Here is a 19518-nt window from a genome sequence, read left to right on the forward strand (position 1 = left end):
CAGGAAAGGAAAGACCGACCATGTATAGAGACGCACAGCTCCGCCTGTCCAACGCGCAGGCGCTCACCACGGGGACGCAAGTGTCCACCAACTCGATCGACATGCTCGTCGCCAACCGCAACCTGGGGCGAGGCGGTGGCCTGCGCATGTACATCAACGTCGATGTCACCTTTACCGGTGGCACCAGCGTCCAGCCGCAGATCATCGAAAGCGACAATGCCGATCTGTCGTCGCCGTCGGTGCTGGTGACTGGTCCTGCTCGCGCCGAAGCTGTGCTGGTGGCTGGCCGGGTAGTCTGGGACGCGCTGATGCCCGACACCTCGAAGCGCTATATTGGCGTCCAGTATGTCAATGTCGGCACGCACACGGCTGGCGCCGTCTCGGCGCACATCGTCGCCAACACCGACAACGCCAACAACCTGCCTGCCTGGACGGGCCGCTAAGGAGACCGGATCATGACCAAGCTACTTGACCATGACAGCTTCATCGGCGGCGTGTTCTACAAGGCGGGGACTCCCATTCCGCCTAAGGCGGCCGTCCCCGCACAGGTTGCGCCGACGGACGAGATGACGGCCGACATGACCGTCGATGAGCTGATCGACTTCTTCCGCAACGGACACGGCCCCAAAGCCGCGGCGGCGATCGTCGACCGGCTGGATGTTCTCGGGCTCGACCTCGACGACCTCAAGTTGAAGCTGGATGCTCGCAACAGCAGCGACACTGATGCGGCACAGCTGATCGCCGCCGCGAATAGGGAGCGAGACGAAGCCTTCGCGGAGGTGAAGCGGCTGGAAACGGAACGTGATGGAACGATCACGGAACGGGACAGCGCGATGCAGCAGATCGGCGAGGTTACCAAGGAGCGTGACGCCCTCGTGAAAGAGCGTGACGATCTGAAGGATCAGCTGGCCGACGCCGTCGCCGCCGCGAAGCCCGCCGCCAAGACGAAGTAAACGGCGGTGGCCTATGATGCCACACGTCCAAGAGGGACGGCCCGCATGGAGCAGGCCGTCCCTCTTGTCATTCCAGCTGCGTTCGATCCGTCCAGCCTACAGGCGCAGATCAACAACAAGGCCAATGCCAGCACCGTCGGCGGTCTCGCCACCGCTATCAACAGCAAGGCAGCGCAGTCGGCCGTGGATGCTCTGGCAACTGGGAAGGCCGATGTGGCAGCGCTGGCGGGCAAGGCGAACGTAGCTGACATTCCGCTCCCGGCAGACGTCATGCCAAAGAGCGAGGCCACATCCCCGGCAAAGGGCGCGGAAACAAAGAAATATGCTCTGGAGGATCATCAGCATCCCCGCATCACGAGCGCGACCGGCAACCCTGCGACCCACATCATCGGATCGAATGGCCTTGCGACAGTCGCCTTCACGCAGGCTTTTGACTTGTTTCCTAACCCCGTCTTTACAGAAGTGCCGCCGCCAACCGGCACCATGCCCGGCCAACCTGCCTATTTTCGCGTCGAAAGCTGGATTAGGGAAACGATGTCTCCAGCGCCTGCGGGCAAATATGTGGGATGCGTCGTGCGCGCATGGCGCGGGCGTAACCTGCCGGTTATCGGCCTGCTCACCGGCCTGCTGTCCCTCGTCGGCGTGAATAGTGTCATTACCGCCTTGACCGGGTTCGACCCGTTCGGCGCGCCGGCGACCGGAACGACCTTCACCTGCACAGCGATCAAGCGCAGCGACGGCTGACTTCCACCACGGGCATATTCTTGCCCGCCCGGCGACGGTCTATGCCTCTGCCATGGCGCGATCGATCCTCGACATCTGTAATGAAGCGCTCGGCGAGTTGCCGGCCGAAACCATTTCCGATCTCGACGACGAAACCAAGCAGAGCGCCAGGCATTGCAAGCGTCTCTATCGCGGCGTCATCTCCGATCTGCTCGAAGCCTATGACTGGGGTTTCGGCAAGGTCCGTTCTGCCATGGCCGTCATCACCAACACGCGTGCGGGTGAGTGGGCCTTCGCCTACGCGCTGCCATCTGGCATCGGCACGCCGCTGCGCATCCTCCCAGCCGGGACCGCATCGCCGACCGGCAACATGATCGGCTATACCCGTACGGTCGGCATAGCCGATCAGCTCGCCGCCCTGATCGAATATCAGATCGCGGGGCAGGTGCTCTATACCAACCTGCCAGAGGCGATCCTCGAATATGTGCCGGACGAGGTACAGGTCACTTCCTTTACCTCGTCCTTTTCGCGTTTGGTCGTGCTGGAGCTGGCCTCTCGCCTGGTGATGCCGATCCTCAACGACGCGCAGCGGCAGCGCGGGCTGATGCAGATGGCGGAGGTGCAGCGCCAGCGCGCCATTGCCGACGAGGCAAACCGGACGCCAGACCATGATGATGATTTCGTCAGTGAGCGCGCGCGGGCGCGGGGCGTCGGGATTGGCACACTTGATACGCACGGCCTGTTCCGCTGATGGGCGCCGGCGTTAACCTCGGGCAAGTCAATTTCTCCAAGGGCGTGTTGTCCAAGGATCTGCATGCCCGCGTGGATGTCGCATCGTACAGCGCCGGCTTGAAGCAGGGCGTCAACATCGTCCTTATCAAACGCGGCGGCTTCCAGAACAGGCAAGGAACGCGGTTCGTCTATAAGCTCCCTGGGCCTGGCCGACTGTTCCCCTTCACCTTTTCGCTCGACCAGCCCTACGCCCTCGCGTTCACACAAGGGGCAATGCGCCCCGCTGCTTTCGGCGGCATGGTGCTGGAAGAACATTTGCAGATCACCGATATCACCCGCGCTAATCCAGCGCGCGTAACGATCCCGTATCACGGCTATAGTGTCGGCGATCAGTTCATCGCCCGGGACGTGGAGGGCATGGGGCAAATCAACGAACGTATCCTGACGATCCTGTCCATCGTCGATGAGCACAACTTCACGGTCGATCTCGACACAACCAGTTATGGCGTTTTCACCGGGTCTGGCGGCGGCACATTGCGCGTCGCCGATCCTGTACCACCGCCGCCAGACCCGCCCGTGCCCCCGCCTGTGACGCCCCCTCCACCGCCTGTGACAGGCGGGGGAGGGAATTACTGTGTCACGACCGACACACCCATACTGATGGCCGATGGTGGAGAAAAGCCTGCCGGGATGATTGCGATCGGTGACATGGTGCGCACGCGCCACGAAGAGACTATGGTCCTGGGCGCGTTCCGCGTGACTGCTGTCGAGATCGTAGAGGATGAGGTCTGGATCGCTGACTTTGGCGGCCGCAAACTACGCGGCACCGGCAATCACCGCGTGTGGTGGCAGGGCGCTTGGCATGTGGTCGCTAATTATGGCGTGCCGGACGGGCGCAGCATGGTGGTCCGGATCAGCACTGAGCGTGCTCGCACCTACATCTCTAACGGGCTGCTCAGCCACAATATCAAGCCGAACATCCCATAATGGGCGGCTATCGGCTCTATCGTGCGGGCACGCCCTACAACTCGGTCGAATTGCCGGAGATCGACTATGCCCAGTCGTTCGACACGATGTATACGGTGCATCAGGATCATCCGGTCACCAAACTGACGCGGGCGAGCCATTATAGCTGGTCATTTTCACATGTCACCTTTGGCCCGACTCTCGCGGCCCCCGCAACAATCAGTGCCGCCGCCACCACCCCCAACACGGACGCCGCCAATAGCGGTGCCGCTTATTTTCCGCAGCCAGCATCGTACAAGGTTTCTGCGGTGAACGACCTGACCGGTCAAGAAAGCCGGGCATCCTCGGCCGCCTCTGCCACCAACGACCTCGGGCTGAAGCGCAATTACAATCAGATCACATGGTCTGTCGTTGCATCAGCGACATTCTACCGAGTCTATAAGTCGGAGAACGGTGCGGCCTTTGGGTTCATAGGTGAAACCACTGCGCTGACGTTTCGCGACGACAATATCAATGCCGACCTGTCCGATGCGCCGATCGTTGGTTGGGATCCGTTTCTTGGTGCAGGCAATTATCCATCGTCGGTGAGTTTCTTCGAGCAGCGGCTGTTTCTGGGTAAGACCAAGAACGCGCCGAACGCGATCTATGGGTCGCGGTCGTCAGATTTCGAGAATATGGACAAAGCCCGGCCGCTGAAGCCCGACGACAGTCTCGCCATCGCCTGTTCGTCTGGCAAGGTGAATGCGATAAATCAGCTGATCCCAGCCCAGAACCTGCTGGCGTTGACATCGGACAGCATCTTTCAGGTCAAGGGCGCGAACGATGATTACCTGTCGCCCTCGCCTCCGCCCAAGGTCGTCCGCCAGAACGGCCGCGGCGCGTCCACGCTCAAGGCGCTACTGATCGACAACGTCACATTCTTCCAGCCCGCGATCGGTGCAGAGATCCGCACGCTGGGCTATAGCTTCGATATCGACGGCTTCCAGTCGAACGACGTGTCCGTCTTCTCGCCCGACTTCTTCACCGGCCATCGAATCGTCGACTGGTGCTATGCGGAGGAGCCCCTGTCCGTCGTGTGGGCAGTTCGTGACGACGGCAAGCTCCTCGCCTTCACATGGCAGCGCGAACAACAGGTGTGGGGCTGGACCGAGATGGAGATCGACGGCGAGGTGACGTCGGTCTGCTCGGTGCCGGAGGACGGAGAGGATCGCGTCTATCTCATCATCAAGCGCTACATCAATGGCGCCGACGTCTATTATCTGGAGCAGCTGGCGTCCGCGAAGTGGCAGGATTTCCGCGCGGCCTGTTATCTCGATTGCGCAGTGTCCTGGTCGCTGGAAGAGGCGCGTACCGAGTTCGATCGGCTGGACCATCTGGAAGGCAAGGAGGTCTGGGCGCTGGCGGACGGCTTCGTAGCGAAAGGCCTGAAGGTCGAGGGTGGCCGGGTCACGATTCCCGATGAAGCGATGCAAGTGACGATCGGGCTGCCCATGATCGCCACGATCGAAACCCTGCCTCTCAACTTTGAGGCGGCTGGCGGCGCGTCCACCGGCACCAAGCAAACGACAGGCCGCGCGCACCTGCGCATTGTCGATACGTTGGGCGTGACGGCCGGGCGCCGGATCGATTTGCAGGAGGATGTCGTCACCCGCGATTCGGAGCCGGTGGGGATACAGGCGAAGCTGTATAGCGGCGTTGTGCGGGTGCAGATGGAACAGGTCGCCGACTTCGAGACCACCGTCGTCATCCGCCAGGAGAACCCGCTGCCGATGCGTGTCACAGCCGCCTACCTGGAGGCGAAGGGTGTCCGTTGACCTAGTGCCTTCCCTTGCCCGGCACATAGGCCGCCTTGCCCGTAGCATGCGGGAGATCGACCGTCTGGAGTGCCTTGCCATGGGGCACGATCCCAAAGCGGCGTTGCGCGCTGCGCGGCGTCGGTCGCTTTGGTCGCTGACTGTCCTGGCGGATGGCGTGCCGATTGCGATGCTCGGCTTGGTCGCTCTCAACTTGGTGGAAGGCGTCGGCGTTCCATGGTTTCTGGGGACCGATGCAGTTTACAAGCAGGGCCGCTCCTTTCTTGTCAAAGGCCTCCCCGTGATCGCCCATATGCGCCAGACGACGCCAACCCTCGTTAATCTGGTGTCGGCCGACAATGACCGCGCCATCCGCCTGCTCAAGCGCTGGGGATTTGGCATTGGAGACAAGCGGGAAGTTCATGGCGGACTCGACTTTCTACCTTTCAGGATATCTGCCGATGTGTGAGCCCGCGACCCTTGCCCTGATCGGCGCCGGCGTCGCCGCCGCTGGCACCGGCTATTCCGCCCTCGCAGCAAGCGCTCAGTCGCGCGGTGCTGCGCGTCAGGCGGAAGCCAACAGCCGCGAAGCCAGCGCATCCGCCGCCGATGCGCTCGAGCGCGGCAAGCAGGATCAGGTGAAGCACTATCGCGAGGTATCGCAGCGTATGGGCGCGCAGCGGGCGGCGATGGCCGCGAATGGCCTGGACATCAGTTTCGGGTCGGCTGCTGATTTCGTGGGCGACACGGCCATGTATGGCGAGGAGGATGCCAGCACCATCGCTGAAAACACCAACCGCGATGTGCGCGGCTTCCTGATTCAGGGTGCCAACTATCGCGCGGAAGCCAAGTCCCAACGCAACGCTAGCACGGCCGCGCTCATCAGTGGTGGCTTTGGTGTCGCGTCCACCCTGGTCGGCGGGGCCAAGGAATATGGCAAGATCCGTGCGGGCATGGGGGGCTAAATGGTCACGGTACCCGTATTTCGCGGCAACAACGTAGAGCGCGCAGCGCGTCCGGTCGGGGCCGTCCAGCCGGTGCGCAACCCGATTGGCGAGGCGATCGGTGATGGAGTGCGCGATCTCGGCGGCCAAGCGGTCGGCTATGCGCGCCAGCAGGACGCCCTTAATGAGGAGTTCGACAAGACGCAGGCACGCCAGCTGCTGCTCGACTACCAATCTCAGGCGAACCCTCTCGTTACGTCCTACCTGAGTAGCGAAGGTATCGACGCGCTCAATGGCTCTAGCGGCACACGCGAGCAGCTGACCAAGCTGCGCCAGGACTTCTCGGGCAAAGCCACCAACGACCGGATGCGCCGCTTCTTCGATCAGGCGGCGGTCGGGATCGAAACCGGTTTTGCCGACAAGATCGGCACGCATAGTATCGGTGCGCTCAAGACGCAGCAGGTGACTGTTGCCAAGGGCGAGCAGGCCCAGTTCATGGATACGGCCGTCATGAACTGGTCGGACGACAAGGCCTTTCGGGCTAATCTCGATGCGGGTCTGACCGCTGTCGAAGCGGAAGCGAAAGTCCACGGCATCACAGGTGTGGGCCTGACGGTTGCCAAGCGCAATTACACGTCCGCGACGCGGCTGGCCGTCCTCAACCAGCTGCTCGCCGATAATCGGCAGGACGACGCGATCGGCTATGCAGCGGTTCATCGCGGCGACTTCAACGCCGACCACACTCTTTCGGTCACTCGCATTTTGAAGGAGCCGATGGAGCTCCGTTTTGCCACTGCGGCAGCGGACAAGTTTTTTGGCGGCCAGTCTGCGCCTAATGTCCCGGCCGGTGATGGGGTCGCCTATTCGTCGAACAGCCTTTTCCAGAATGGCATCATCCCGATTGAAGGCGGTACCGGCAAGGGCGGGCAGTTTCTTACCAGTCCCAAGGGTGCGATCGGCCCCGCGCAGGTCATGCCCGGTACCGCCCCGGAAGCGGCCAAGCTCGCAGGGCTCAGGTGGGACGAGAATAAATATAAGACCGACCACGCCTATAACGTCGCGCTCGGCGAAGCCTATTTTAAGAAGCAGCTGAGCGATTTCGGCGACCCCCTCAAAGCTGCCGCTGCCTACAACGCGGGGCCGGGATCGGCCACAAGGGGCACTGGCGTCCGTGGCGCGATCGCGAAGGCGGCAAAGAGCGGGAAGGACTGGCGCGACCATCTGCCAGCCGAGACAAAGAAATATGTCACCGACTTTGCCGCGCGCATGGGCGTCGCCGGCGCGTCGACGGATATCGACCCCGCCGCTGAAATTCAGCGGTTTGAAACGTTCGCAGCGCAGGAAGGCTTTACTCCCGAGCAAAAGAAGATTGCTCAGGCGGAAGTCGATCGGCGGATCGCTCGTGCCAAAACCATTCAAAGTGGACGCGAAGAGCAGGCTTATGACGCCGGCGTTTCGCGCGCAGTGCAGCTGGGCGATGCTTTCACCGACGTGTCGCAGCTCGGCACGTCATTCGCTTCGATGTCGCCACAGCAGCAGATGACCATGAAGAACATGGCGGAGAGCAACCTGCGGTCACGTATCGCTGCGGAGAGGCCGCGCGAAGGTGGGTCCAAGGCGATCGAGCTCGGTGTCCTGTCGACCATCGATCCTGATGCCTTCACGCGGACGGATCTGCGGCCATTCCAGAATCAGATGACGCCGGGTGAATATAAGACCTTGATCGGGCGTCAGGCGAAATACGCATCGCGCGAAGAGGTCAGCATCCGCTCGAAGATCAGCAGCACGATCGCCTTCTGGTCGAAGACGGACAAGCTGTCGCTGGATCCCAAGGATGACCCAGAGAAATTCGTTAAGGTTTACGACGACATGGAGGGCTATCTCACCTCTCAGACTGGCGGCAAGCGCCAGCCGACCGATGATGAGCTGCGAATAGCCTATCAGCGTGCAACGCTTTCGGTGAGCGTGCCGGGCAAATTGTGGGGGACCAACGAAAAGCGTCGGTTCGAGGTCGAGCCGGGCGAGGCCTACAGCGTTCCATCGATCCCTGCCAATGTGCGCAGTCGCATTGTCAGCGCCTGGGCGCGCAACCACAACGGGCGAGAGCCCAATGATACGCAGGTCACGCAAACCTACGTCACCAACCTTGGCCGACCGGGATTCTGGTAAATGGATGATCTGCCCGACTATCTGACGCCGGGCGCGAAGAGCGCCGCGGCTGATCCGCTCGACGACTATTTCCATGAGGTCCGCACGACTGCGCTGCGGCAACTGCCCGATCCTGATTCCACGGCAAAGGCAAATGGCCTAGCGCGCACCTTCGGTGTAAATCCCAGCCAGGCCGACGCCAACCTGAGTACACTGGAGCGGACCGCGCAGATCAATCGTGCGGCCACGCTCCAGCAGGACCATGGCACGATCGCGCGCTGGGCGGAGCGTAACCCGCGCGGCATGGCGGCAGGCGCTGATGACGTGTCCAGTCTGGGGTTGCTCGGCAAGGCCTTCAGCTACCTCAAGACAGCAGGTCAGAACATCGGCGGGTCGCTAGAGGCGGGCCTGTATCAGGCTACCAGCGGCATCTGGGGCACGGTCGGTGCCATGGCCCGCAACGGGCAGGCTTATTCCCCTATCGCATGGGTCGAGAACAAGCTGTTCGGTGGGTCGGTCGAGGGTGTGATTGCGGACTTTTCGGAGGCGCGCGCGCGCGAAGGCCAAAAGATGGCAGCAGCCGCGCGGCCCGACGTGTCCAACTGGACGGCGCACAACCTGCTTCAGGGTATTGAGAGTGTGCCGACCACCCTCGCCTCGATCGGTGTTGGTGTGCTGGCAGGTCCGACGGCTGGCGCGAGCGTGGCGGGCATCACGACGGGCGGCCAGGAATATCTGAAAGCCAGGGATAAGGGCCTCTCGCCTTTGGGTGCGACCGTTTACGCATCGTCGCAAGGCGCCATCGAGGTTGCAACCGAACGTCTACCGATCGGCCACCTCGTCGGCGACATGGCCAGTAAGGCCCCAGTGCTTCGCACCTTCTGGAATCAGATCAAGTCGGAAATCCCCGGCGAGCAGCTGGCGACGGTGCTACAGGATCTCAATGAGTGGGCAGCGCTCAACCCCGACAAGCCATTCGCCGACTATCTCAAGGAACGCCCGGAGGCGGCTGCTGCCACCCTCGTCGCCACCATTGGCGGTGTCGGCGCGACCACCGGCATCACGCTTGCCACCGAACGCACTGCCCGCGCCGCGGGACAGGTGGCCGATCGTGTTATCAGTTCGCGTCGAGCGCAGGATGACGCCGCCGCTCTCGATCAAATGGGTGAGGCCGCGAGCGGCTCCAAGCTCAAGGCTCGCGATTCCGTTGCGTTCGCGGACCTGGTGCGCGAGATGGCCGACGATGTCGATGCAGACAATGTCTTCATCCCGGCCGAAGCGGTGCAGGCTTACATGCAGAGTGACGCCTATGACGGCGATCTGGACCAGTGGCGCGATGAGATAGGCGATGCCATTGCGACCGGCGGCGATTTCGTTCTTCCGATCGAGGCGGCGGTGTCCGAGCTGGCGGGCAAACCTGCCTGGGATGTATTGAAAGAGGATATGCGCCTCACGGCTGGCGGGATGTCGCGCCGGGAAGCGCAGACCTTTGATGAGGCGATGGCGGACGTCATGGCCGAGATGACCGATCGCATGGCCGATGAGGAGCGGGCCGCGCGCGATCTAAACGCGCCGCGCGACAAGCTGCTACAGACGATCGTTGAAAAGCTGTCGAGTGCCGGCATGGTCCCGTCGATGGCGCGGCAGAACGCCGAGTTCTTGACCCAGCGCGCCGCCACCCGCGCCACGCGCATGGGCCGCGAGCTGACCGGTGCGGAATATGACGGCCTTCAGGTGCGCCAGGTGCTGCCCGAAGCAATCGCTGCGGTTCAGAAGGCGGACCAGCTCGACGTCACGATCGACGTCATGAAGCGCCGGAAAGACCCAACGCAGAGTCTCGGCCCAACGCTGATGGAATTCATCTCTCGCGGCGGGGGTATCGTCGATACCGGTGGCGATTTGAAGGCCATGGGCGCCGACGCCTGGCACAGGGAAAAGCCCGGCAAGCGCAAACTGCTCAAGGATCAGGGTGAGCTACTCGACAACGGCGGCCTTGGCGAGAATGAATATGGAGCCGATGCGTGGGCGCAGCGCGCATGGGAAGCAGGCTATTTCCCGGAGTTTGCGGAGCGTCCTACCGCTAATGAGATGCTCGACGCGATCGCCGAAGGTGTCGCGGGCCGCGACCGCACGCTCGTATCTCGCGACAGATCTGTCCGCGATGCGGCGGAAGAGCTGCGCGGGCTGCTGGAGAATCGCGGGATCGATCCCGACAGCGCCAGCCGGGCCGATATTCGCAAGGCGATCGAGGACTATGCTGCCGAGCAGGTTGAAGGCGATGCTTATATGCAGGGCGAGGATAGTGCGCGCGGTCGCATCCTGTTCCCCGGTGGGCAGAGTGCCGACGCCATCATTGAGCTGTTCCAGACGCAGGACCAATCCACCTTTCTCCATGAAACCGGTCATCTGTGGCTGGAGGAATTGCGTGAGGACGCGGCAGATCCGGACGCGCCGCAACAAGTTCGCGATGACTGGCAGATCGTGCAGGACTGGTTTGCCGCCAACGGCCACCCTCTCGAAGATGGCAAGATCCCGGTCGACGCGCACGAGCTATGGGCGCGCGGCGTCGAGCGCTACCTCATGGAGGGGAAAGCCCCATCGCCGGGCATGCAGCGGATGTTCCACACCTTCAAAGCCTGGATGATCTCGCTCTACAATAGCGTGTCGCGCCTTCGCTCGCCGATCAGCGATGACGTGCGCGCCGTCATGGACCGGCTGGTCGCATCCGATGAGGAGCTCGCCAACGCGGTCGCCGCGCAGCATCTCGAAGCCCTGTTCCCCGATAAGCCCGCCAGCATGTCAGCGACGGAATATTCCGCTTATCAGGATCTGACCGCCATAGCGCGCGAAGAGGCGCAGGACCGGATGCTTGCGAAGACGATGAACGCGGTGAAGCGCCGTGTCACGAAGGAGTGGCGGGAGCGGGAAGAGGATGTCCGCGAATACGTCACGCGCCGCATAGACGCTTTGCCCGAGTTTCGCGCCCTTCAGCTGCTCAAGGTCAATCCGATCGATAGCGAGTGGGTGCGCGACCATCATGGCGAGGATGCCACGGCGATGCTGCCGCGTCAGGTGCCCCCGGCACATCGCGAGAATGGTGCAAACCCTGACGAGGTCGCGGAGATGGCGGGGTTCCAGTCTGGCGACGACATGGTGCGGACCCTCATGGGTGTGGAGATCCGCCGGCGCGAGATGCGCGATAATGGCGACAAGCGTTCCGTGCGCAAGGCGATGATCGAGCGAGAAGTCAGCCAGATCATGCTGGAGCGCTACGGCGATCCCTTCACCGATGGCAGTATTCAGGACGAGGCCCTTGCCGCCGTCCAGTCCGACCGGCTGGGCGAGGTGATGGGTGCCGAGCTGCGCGTGCTCGGCCGTATGACCGGCAACCGCGTCACCCCCTACAGTGTGGCGAAGAGCTGGGCGGAAAAGCAGATCATGGAGGGCCGGGTCCGCGATGTGGCCAGCCGCTCCGCAATCATCCGCTATGAGCGCGCGGCTGCAAAGGCGGGCAAGGCCGCGATGGATGCTGTTATCGCAAAGGATCACGAAGAGGCCTTCCGCCAGAAACAGGCGCAGATGATCAACAATGCGCTGGTCGCCGCTGCGCGCCGAGGGGCTGACACCGTGGACGAGGCTGTTGCACGGCTGGAGAAGTGGGCCAAGCGTCGGACCGTCAAGTCGGTCGATCAAGACTATCTGGAGCGCGCGCAGCTGCTGCTGGAGCAGGTCGAGATGAAAGAGCGGACGCAACGCTCTCTCAACCGGCAAGAGAGTTTTGAGGCTTGGGCAGCTCAGCGCGAGGCGGAAGGCTATGACGTCGTCGTCCCGCCCTCCTTCGCGGAATCGCTCGGCAAAACGCACTGGTCGCGCCTGACGGTTGAGAAGCTGATCGGCCTCGATGAGGCGGTGAAGCAGATCATCCACCTGGGCAAGCTGAAACAGACGTTGATCGACGGGCGCGAGAACGCCGATTTCGAGCTCGTCGTGGGCGAAGCCGTCAAGGGCATGGAGGCAATGAAGCAGCGCCCGCCATCGGACCTGATGGAGCCCAGTCGGTGGGACAGCGTGAAGGGCAAGGTCGCCGCGTTCGATGCCGCCCTCCTCAAAATGGAGCAGGTTTTCGATTGGCTCGACGGTGGCAATAGTAACGGCGCGTTCAATCGGATCGTTTTCCGACCGCTCGCCGACGCGCAGGGCCGCGAGAATGCGATGATCGCGGACTATCACGGCCGGATTCGGCGAGAGTTCGAGAAGCTGGATCGCAAACACCTGCGGCGCTGGTCCGAACGCTTCAGCGATCCGGTGCTCTTCAATCGGGAAACCGGCCAGCCGTATCAGATGAAACGTGAGCAGCTGATCGCGCTGGCGCTCAACATGGGCAACGCCGGCAACATCCAGCGCCTGACAGACGGCTACGGCTGGCGCGAAACATCGGTGCGCGAGCTGCTCAACCGCGAATTAACGCCCGCGGACTGGACCTTTGTTCAGAATGTGTGGGATATCGTCGAAACGCTCTGGCCCGCCACAGCCGCCATGGAGCGCCGCGTCAACGGCGTGGAGCCTGACAAGGTCGAGGCCGTAGAGATGTGGGTCGGCGAAGGCGCGACCGCGCAGAAGCTGCGCGGCGGCTATTACCCCGCCATTTACGACACGTCGAAAAGCTACGCGGCAGAGGAGAATGCCGGCAAGAGCTCCGATCTGCTCGACACGGTATACACCCGCGCCAGCACGCGGGCCTCATCAACCAAGGATCGAAGCGAGAAGGTGAAGCGCCCTATCCTCCTCCAGCTCGGTGTCATCAATCGCCACTTGGGCGAGGTCATCCACGACATCACCCATCGCGAGGCGGTGCTACAGGCGGACAAATTCCTGCGCTCCGAGCGGATCATGCGTGCCGTAGATAGAACGATCGGCCCGGAGATCCGCAAGCAGTTCCGGCCATGGCTCAAATATGTAGCCAATAGCTGGGCGATGGAGCGCGCGGGCAACGAGGGCATCGGTGCTTTCATGCAGAGGCTGCGCGCCAACACGACGATCGTCGGCATGGGCTTCCGCTTCACGACGATGATGACGCAGCTCGGAGGCTATTCCAACAGCATCGAATATGTCGGCGGCAAGTGGGTGGCGGCTGGTATTGCGCAAACTACGGCGCATCCGATCGATAGCTTCAACCTGGTGATGGAGAAGTCGGGTGAAGTGCGCAGCCGCATGGACACTCTCGACCGCGATATTCGCCTGACGATGCAGCAGATGCAGGGGCGCGGGCAATATCTCGACGCGGCCAAACGGTTCGCCTTCCACGGCATCGGCTATATGGACCGCATGGTCGTGGTCCCTACGTGGATCGGTGCCTATAACAAGGCGCAGGCGGCTGGCATGGACGAGGAGGCTTCGATCTATGCCGCTGACAAGGCGGTTCGCCTGTCGCAGGGGTCCGGCTCGCCAAAAGATCTCGCGGCCGTCGTGCGTGGCACTGGTCAATGGGGCCAGGCGCTCAGGCTGATGACGCAATTCTACAGCTATATGAGCGCCTTCTATCAACGGCAGCGGACCCTCGGGCGTGATATCGCAGGGGTCCGAAAGCTAAGCGATCTGCCCGCCGTGCTCTCGCGCGCATGGTGGTTGATCGTCGTGCCACCTCTCTTGTCCCAGATCCTCGCCGGCAACGGACCGGGCGACGATGACGACTGGGGCTTCTGGGCATTCAAGCAAATGCTGTTCCAGTCGCTCGGGCCGATTCCCGGCGTGCGCGATGCCGCGTCCCCGATCGTCGAGGGTCTGACGGGCGGCAAACCGTTCGACTATCAGTTCACGCCGATGCAGCGTGCGTTTCAATCTGTGGTAGAAAGCGCGCGCGACGTGCATAAAGCGATCGAGGGCAAGGATGCGAAGCGGCCGGTACGCAATGTGCTAGAGGTTGCTGGATATTGGACTGGCCTCGTCCCCGGGCAGGTCGCCACGTCTGCGCAGTTCCTGGTCGACGTCGGCAATGGCGAGCAAGATCCAGAGACGGCGGCGGAGTGGTACCGGGGAATGACGAAGGGGAAGGCTAAGTCCGAGTAGCGCCGTAGTAGAGCCCGTACCCGCCAATCAGCGCTATAGCCATGACGGTGATCACCGCACTTTGGAGGCGCGATGGCGATCGGCGCTTGGCAAACAGGACCAGAAGACCAACGGCAAACAAGGGTAGGCCGAACCCAAGCCCCTCTACTGGTGCAACGACCCCCTTCCCAAAAATTGCCGCGATCCCTGATGCCCAGGATGCGAGGAAAACTACCGCGACATCTTTTGGCATTGATCGATAAGCTGGCGATGTATCGTTCATCGAAAGAACTCCCTAAGCCCACTGGTGGAACATCGCCGCCGCCTATGCAAGCCCGTGCGTCCATGGGCTAGTTGAGTACCCGCCTCAACGCGGGACGATTTGAATGGGTGTCACGAAAACCAATGCCTATGACGGCCCGTTCTATCCGAACGGTATTGCCACCTCGTTCCCGTTCAGCTTCCGCGCGATGTCCGCCACTGAGGTCCAGTTAATTGCCCCCGACGGCCAGCCGTTAACCGGCTTCAATTTCACCATCATACCTGCCGAAAACACAGAAGGCGGATCGGTGGTCTTTGGCACACCTCCCACCGCCACACAGCTGCCCGAGTTCCTGATCGTGTCCGTGCCAGCGTTCGGTGTCGGGATCGATCTCGGATCGGTGACAGCGTTCAACCCACGCACGTTGAATCCATCATTCGACCGGCTAGCGGTCCAGAACATCTATCTGCAAGATCAGATAGACCGAACGCCCCGCGCGCCCATTGGCGGCGGCTCGGTGGTTGGCCTATTCCCCCGCGTCGCCGCGGACGGAAGCTGGACCTTCGTGGACGGCACGGGGAGCCAAGGCGGTGCATTCTCACAGGCCTTCACGGCGGAAGCAGGACAGACCGAATACAAACTGCCGTTCGACCTTCAGATCATACCGACGGTCACGGTCAACGGGTCGCGTCTCTCGCGCGGCGGGTACACATATTTCGGCAATACGGTCGTGCTCGGTATCGGCCGGCTGGAGGGTGATATAGTCGAAATCTCGGTCGGCAACGCCGTCGCCGAGCAGATCCTAGATATCGTCGGGCCATTTGCGTTTCGCGATCTCAGCCCTAACGGCAGGCCTATTCCTGCCCCCGGCATTTACTTTGGCCAAGGCGGCGCGTCGCTGTCGTTCGAAACGATGATTTCGTCCAACACCGGCACTGCCGAGACGGACAATCAGCGCGGTTTGCTGCTGCTGGTCAACGAGACGGCTGACGACGGGAACAGCGAAGAACAGACGCTTTGCCTGATGACGAGGGTCAGGACCGGCTACGCGGCTTTGTGGGCACCCAACACGGCATATGCCCTTGGCGACAACGTCCAGTTTTCGTTTCCGGTGAATGCCGTCTATCGCTGCATCAAAGCGGGGACGTCCGCTGTAAGCGGACCTGGCCCTAGCGGTACCGGCCTCAACATTTCAGATGGCGGTTGCCGATGGATGTGGATCAACGCGCAAGCGATCCTAGCTAAGGTCGGCATATACAATGAAATCGTGGCTGATCCAGGCGGCGGCAACGCCTGGGCGCAGGCTAATAATTTCGAGTTGCACGCCGGTTATAAAGCGTCTTTCGCCACCAATACCGAACTTGATCTGACCAATAATTCGGGGTCCGACAGCGTGTTCGGCGGCGTCAACCGCTACAACCTATACATGATCACCGACGGCGTCAGTCGAAGCACGGCTGCGCTGGAAATGACGTCCCGCAACATCGCCAACTACGCGGCATTCTGGGCGATCCATATCACCGGCGACAAGCATGCCGAAAATTCCGTCATCGGTATCGACGCGTCGTCGGTTTACGGGATTGGATTCGGCGCGTCGGCTGGCGGCGCATTCACCCCGACCTTCACCGGCGCCACCATCAAGGATGGAGCCAACGCCCTATCCTCTTACGAGGCCGCTGGCGTCTATGGGTCACAGGCGATCAGCGTTAGCGGCACTGCGCCCGCCGCCATTTCGCTGTCCGGCACCTTCTCTGGCTGGCTGATTTATTCGCCACAGTTCGAGATTGATTGCTTCGGCAACGTCAAGGCCAAGAGCATCGCCTTCACCGACTTGCCCCCTGCTTATGCGGACGATGCCGCTGCCAATGCCGGAGGGGTCGCAGTCGGCAGCATTTACCGAACGGGTTCCACCCTGAAAATTCGCACAGCATGACGGAATGGAAGGCTTCAATGGCTAGTTTCTTGATCTCCGAACCCCTTCTCAACGCCCTGATGATGACGGCTGAGAAGGCTCCTGTGCCGTTTGCTGAAACCAAAGGCATGTGGAATGCCGTGTTTCAGCTCAAGTCGCAGCCCTACGAAGAGCCGGCTGATGCGCCAGCCCCGCGCGAGGACGACGCATAATCATGGCTATCGCCGATCGTTCTATGGAGTTGTCGAAGCTGCCCCGCTTCCACCCGGATATCGAATATTCGGATGAAAGCCCCATGTCGCGGCTCAAAGCTGAATTGTTCGCGCGCGACTATGGCGCGATCGGCGACGGGACGTTGCGGACGGTCGGGTATTGGATACAGAACTCGCTGCCATTGCGCATCAACAAGCGCTCGCTTGAAGCGCTCCAGGTTGATTATCCGCATGTCACGTCCCCCAACGACAGTCTCGACTGGGCAGCTATCCAGAAGGCTATCAGCACGGGCAAGAATGTGGCGATCCATGACGGGCGCTATATGCTCGGCGACAAGCAGCTCGACTTCCCCAATTCCGGCCAGAGCCTTTACGGGCTCAACGGGAATTTTGGCGGCACGATCTCGGAAAGTGGCACTGACGGAGCGATCATCGTCTTCACGCCACCGGCCGGAAACACGAAGCAAGCAGCACTGCGTTGCCGTGGCAGCCTTCAGCGCATCGTCGGCCTGAAGTTTGTAAGCCAGGGAACAACTGGTGATAACGTCGCCATCGTTGCTCAGAAGAACAACAATAATAATGATGATCTCGATATCGAGATACTCAACTGCCAGTTCAGCAATTGCTTCGAGAGCATCTATACCTATGGTCGCGGCGTGCGCATCGACGGATGCCTTTTCAGCACGAACAACAGCGGCTTTGCGATAACGACCGACTGGCCCGCGACGGGTAACGCCGGCGACGAAGGACAGATCGGCGACCTGTATAAGGGACGTGGATTCCGTATCAATAACAACCGCTGCCATGGAAGCGGCACGCTGTGGCGCATTCGGAACTTCCTTGTCCGTGGGGGCATCCTCTCGAATTGCACCTGCGATGTCGGTGTGCGTCTGCTGTTGGCCGAAACGGTCACTGCCACGGCTGGCTTGATATATTCGAACATCAACAATTGCGTTGCCGACCTTGTCCAGTCGTCCCCGTTCAGCTTTGGATTGGGCACGAAGTGGATCGATAACTGCATCAACGGCGGCTCTTACGGCGGGGCGCTCGCGGGGGATGTCGCCGCTGTCGATCGGCGGCCAGGTGCAATTGCCTTCTTCAACGGCTGCGCTGAAATCCGGGGGGTCGCCTTCAACGACGTAAACATGCACAACACGGATTCGCACTTCGTCCAGTTCTTGAACGATGCTGGCGGTCCGGTGATTACGATCACCAGCGTCTCCGTCAAAGGCGGAATTATGACTGGCTTCGGCCAGACTGGTGACGATCGCGCCATCCTCTTCACCGCTTACGACATTCAGGGTTTCCACTTTGATCCTGGTTCGATTGCCGATCCGGGTCCGGCTGTGACTGCGCTGATCCGGTCCAGCACCGCCAATATGATCACGGACGTTTACATCGGCCCGGCTGCATCGCAGTTAGCCCTACCAACCTTCGGCGGGATCACTTTGGGTGGAGTGATCAACGGAGTGACGCGCCAGGCGGACGGGGCGATCAGGAGGTATCTCGGTGCCACGACACGCTTCTCTCAAATCAATAGCGGCAGTCCTAATGGGAGCGTGATCGGTTATCGAGGCAGCGACTACAGAGATTATACGTCTGGCCTCACCTACACGTTCAACGGCACGAACGGCACGACCACCGGGTGGACCAGCAACACCGCCCTGATAAAGGCGAATGTCGCGCAGCGGAATCAATTGACCGCCAACAACTGGTTATCCAGCTCCACGCCAGCGGACAATAATTGGTCAGGAACGGCTTGGTCGCCTGAGCTTGGTATCATGGTCGCTGTATCGACCAGCGGCACCGGCAACCGGGCAATGTGGTCGCTCAATGGCATCGACTGGACGCTTGGGACAAGCGCCGCGGACAATGCCTGGAACGATGTGTGCTGGTCGCCGGAACTGGGCATATTCGTCGCCGTCGCATCGACAGGCACGGGCAACCGGGTCATGACCTCCGCGAACGGCAAGACGTGGACGATCGGTGCCAGCGCAGCGGATAATAGCTGGCAGTCGGTTTGCTGGTCGCCCGAACTTCGCCTCTTCGCGGCGGTTAGCACGACGGGCGCTTCTCAGCGTGTGATGACTTCTCCTGATGCATTGGTGTGGACTGCCAGGAACACGCCGGCCGCCAATTCGTGGGTAGATGTCTGCTGGGCGCAGAAGCTCGGCATGTTCGTCGCCGTTTCAACCAGCGGCACCGGCAATAGGGTGATGACCTCGCTCAACGGCTTGACCTGGGTGTCGCAGACGAGCGCCTTCGACAATGATTGGCGATCGATCGCATATTCTCATGAGCTGGGATTAGTCGTCGCTGTCGCATCGACGGGCACCGGCAACCGGGTGATGACATCCGCGAACGGCGCGACGTGGACCATCCGGTCCAGCGCAGCAGATAATGATTGGTATGCCGTCTCGTGGGCACCTGAGATTGGCCTTTTTGCCGCAGTGGCTCAGACCGGCACAGGCACCCGCGTAATGACCTCGATCGATGGCGAAGCGTGGGTCACCCGCACTAGCGCGGCTGATAATGGCTGGCGCGGCATATGTTGGGCGAATCAGCTCGGCTTGTTTTCCGCGGTGGCGAACTCCGGGACCGGCAACCGGGCGATGACCAGCAAGTCCGCTTTTTCGCTGTCGTATCGGTGACCGCTATGATCGCCGTGCTGAAACCTGACGCCGCGCGCGAGTTCGAGGACATCCTGTCCCGCTACCGCGCCGGACGGATGACCCAGGCGGAATGGGAAGGACATTGTCGCGAGACGCCGGGCTTCTGGGCCTGGGTGCGGCAAAGTTGGCCGGAGGCCAAGCAATGACGACGGATGG

The 19518-nt window shown here is 61.6% G+C and carries 14 protein-coding genes; all 14 read left to right on the plus strand.

Annotated features, from left to right (window positions below):
• The first annotated feature begins 20 nt into the window (after window positions 1-20).
• The 14 genes from CEQ44_RS14360 (at window position 21) to CEQ44_RS24460 (ending at window position 19508) form a co-directional block, all read left to right on the plus strand.
• The gene (locus CEQ44_RS14360) at window positions 21-443 is read left to right on the plus strand and encodes a Bbp16 family capsid cement protein (RefSeq protein ID WP_088183973.1); all 423 of its coding nucleotides are present in this window, start codon (window positions 21-23) and stop codon (window positions 441-443) included.
• A 12-nt stretch (window positions 444-455) separates the two neighbouring features.
• Window positions 456-953, plus strand: coding sequence for a hypothetical protein (locus tag CEQ44_RS14365; protein WP_088183972.1), 498 nt, complete (start codon window positions 456-458; stop codon window positions 951-953).
• A gap of 45 nt (window positions 954-998) precedes the next feature.
• Entirely contained in the window at window positions 999-1697 is a 699-nt protein-coding gene (locus CEQ44_RS14370; RefSeq protein ID WP_088183971.1) for a hypothetical protein, read from the plus strand.
• A 52-nt stretch (window positions 1698-1749) separates the two neighbouring features.
• Entirely contained in the window at window positions 1750-2427 is a 678-nt protein-coding gene (locus CEQ44_RS14375) for a hypothetical protein (RefSeq protein ID WP_088183970.1), read from the plus strand.
• The gene (locus CEQ44_RS14380; protein ID WP_088183969.1) at window positions 2427-3395 is read left to right on the plus strand and encodes a Hint domain-containing protein; all 969 of its coding nucleotides are present in this window, start codon (window positions 2427-2429) and stop codon (window positions 3393-3395) included. Before CEQ44_RS14375 ends, CEQ44_RS14380 begins: the two co-directional genes overlap by 1 nt.
• Complete coding sequence (locus tag CEQ44_RS14385; protein WP_088183968.1) at window positions 3395-5188, plus strand: hypothetical protein; 1794 nt, start codon at window positions 3395-3397, stop codon at window positions 5186-5188. The genes CEQ44_RS14380 and CEQ44_RS14385 overlap by 1 nt, the downstream gene beginning before the upstream one ends.
• A 46-nt stretch (window positions 5189-5234) precedes the next feature.
• The gene (locus tag CEQ44_RS14390; RefSeq protein WP_088183967.1) at window positions 5235-5636 is read left to right on the plus strand and encodes a hypothetical protein; all 402 of its coding nucleotides are present in this window, start codon (window positions 5235-5237) and stop codon (window positions 5634-5636) included.
• The gene (locus CEQ44_RS14395) at window positions 5629-6132 is read left to right on the plus strand and encodes a hypothetical protein (RefSeq protein WP_088183966.1); all 504 of its coding nucleotides are present in this window, start codon (window positions 5629-5631) and stop codon (window positions 6130-6132) included. The genes CEQ44_RS14390 and CEQ44_RS14395 overlap by 8 nt, the downstream gene beginning before the upstream one ends.
• Entirely contained in the window at window positions 6133-8280 is a 2148-nt protein-coding gene (locus tag CEQ44_RS24730; RefSeq protein WP_217895011.1) for a transglycosylase SLT domain-containing protein, read from the plus strand. It abuts the gene before it with no gap.
• The gene (locus CEQ44_RS14405) at window positions 8281-14325 is read left to right on the plus strand and encodes an acetyltransferase (protein WP_088183965.1); all 6045 of its coding nucleotides are present in this window, start codon (window positions 8281-8283) and stop codon (window positions 14323-14325) included.
• Between the two features lie 365 nt (window positions 14326-14690).
• Window positions 14691-16499 carry a hypothetical protein gene (locus tag CEQ44_RS14415; protein ID WP_088183963.1) on the plus strand — a complete coding sequence of 603 codons (1809 nt, stop codon included), beginning with the start codon at window positions 14691-14693 and terminating at the stop codon, window positions 16497-16499.
• Window positions 16496-16690, plus strand: a complete 195-nt coding sequence (locus CEQ44_RS24035; RefSeq protein ID WP_088183962.1) for a hypothetical protein — start codon at window positions 16496-16498, stop codon at window positions 16688-16690. Before CEQ44_RS14415 ends, CEQ44_RS24035 begins: the two co-directional genes overlap by 4 nt.
• 2 nt (window positions 16691-16692) lie before the next feature.
• Window positions 16693-19341, plus strand: coding sequence for a hypothetical protein (locus CEQ44_RS14420; RefSeq protein ID WP_088190018.1), 2649 nt, complete (start codon window positions 16693-16695; stop codon window positions 19339-19341).
• A complete protein-coding gene (locus CEQ44_RS24460) occupies window positions 19338-19508 on the plus strand; it encodes a hypothetical protein (RefSeq protein WP_176401081.1) in 171 nt (56 codons plus the stop codon). Before CEQ44_RS14420 ends, CEQ44_RS24460 begins: the two co-directional genes overlap by 4 nt.
• Window positions 19509-19518 lie beyond the last annotated feature (10 nt).

The sequence above is a fragment of the Sphingobium sp. Z007 genome, assembly GCF_900013425.1.
Taxonomy (GTDB): Bacteria; Pseudomonadota; Alphaproteobacteria; order Sphingomonadales; family Sphingomonadaceae; genus Sphingobium.

Bases quoted from the DNA above. Each gene is read 5' to 3' on its own strand.
- CEQ44_RS14395 (WP_088183966.1), top strand. From the start codon at position 5,629: ATGTGTGAGCCCGCGACCCTTGCCCTGATCGGCGCCGGCGTCGCCGCC.
- CEQ44_RS14375 (WP_088183970.1), top strand. From the start codon at position 1,750: ATGGCGCGATCGATCCTCGACATCTGTAATGAAGCGCTCGGCGAGTTG.
- CEQ44_RS14380 (WP_088183969.1), top strand. From the start codon at position 2,427: ATGGGCGCCGGCGTTAACCTCGGGCAAGTCAATTTCTCCAAGGGCGTG.
- CEQ44_RS14415 (WP_088183963.1), top strand. From the start codon at position 14,691: ATGGGTGTCACGAAAACCAATGCCTATGACGGCCCGTTCTATCCGAAC.
- CEQ44_RS14365 (WP_088183972.1), top strand. From the start codon at position 456: ATGACCAAGCTACTTGACCATGACAGCTTCATCGGCGGCGTGTTCTAC.
- CEQ44_RS14405 (WP_088183965.1), top strand. From the start codon at position 8,281: ATGGATGATCTGCCCGACTATCTGACGCCGGGCGCGAAGAGCGCCGCG.
- CEQ44_RS14390 (WP_088183967.1), top strand. From the start codon at position 5,235: ATGCGGGAGATCGACCGTCTGGAGTGCCTTGCCATGGGGCACGATCCC.
- CEQ44_RS14360 (WP_088183973.1), top strand. From the start codon at position 21: ATGTATAGAGACGCACAGCTCCGCCTGTCCAACGCGCAGGCGCTCACC.
- CEQ44_RS14420 (WP_088190018.1), top strand. From the start codon at position 16,693: ATGGCTATCGCCGATCGTTCTATGGAGTTGTCGAAGCTGCCCCGCTTC.
- CEQ44_RS14385 (WP_088183968.1), top strand. From the start codon at position 3,395: ATGGGCGGCTATCGGCTCTATCGTGCGGGCACGCCCTACAACTCGGTC.
- CEQ44_RS14370 (WP_088183971.1), top strand. From the start codon at position 999: ATGGAGCAGGCCGTCCCTCTTGTCATTCCAGCTGCGTTCGATCCGTCC.
- CEQ44_RS24035 (WP_088183962.1), top strand. From the start codon at position 16,496: ATGACGGAATGGAAGGCTTCAATGGCTAGTTTCTTGATCTCCGAACCC.
- CEQ44_RS24730 (WP_217895011.1), top strand. From the start codon at position 6,133: ATGGTCACGGTACCCGTATTTCGCGGCAACAACGTAGAGCGCGCAGCG.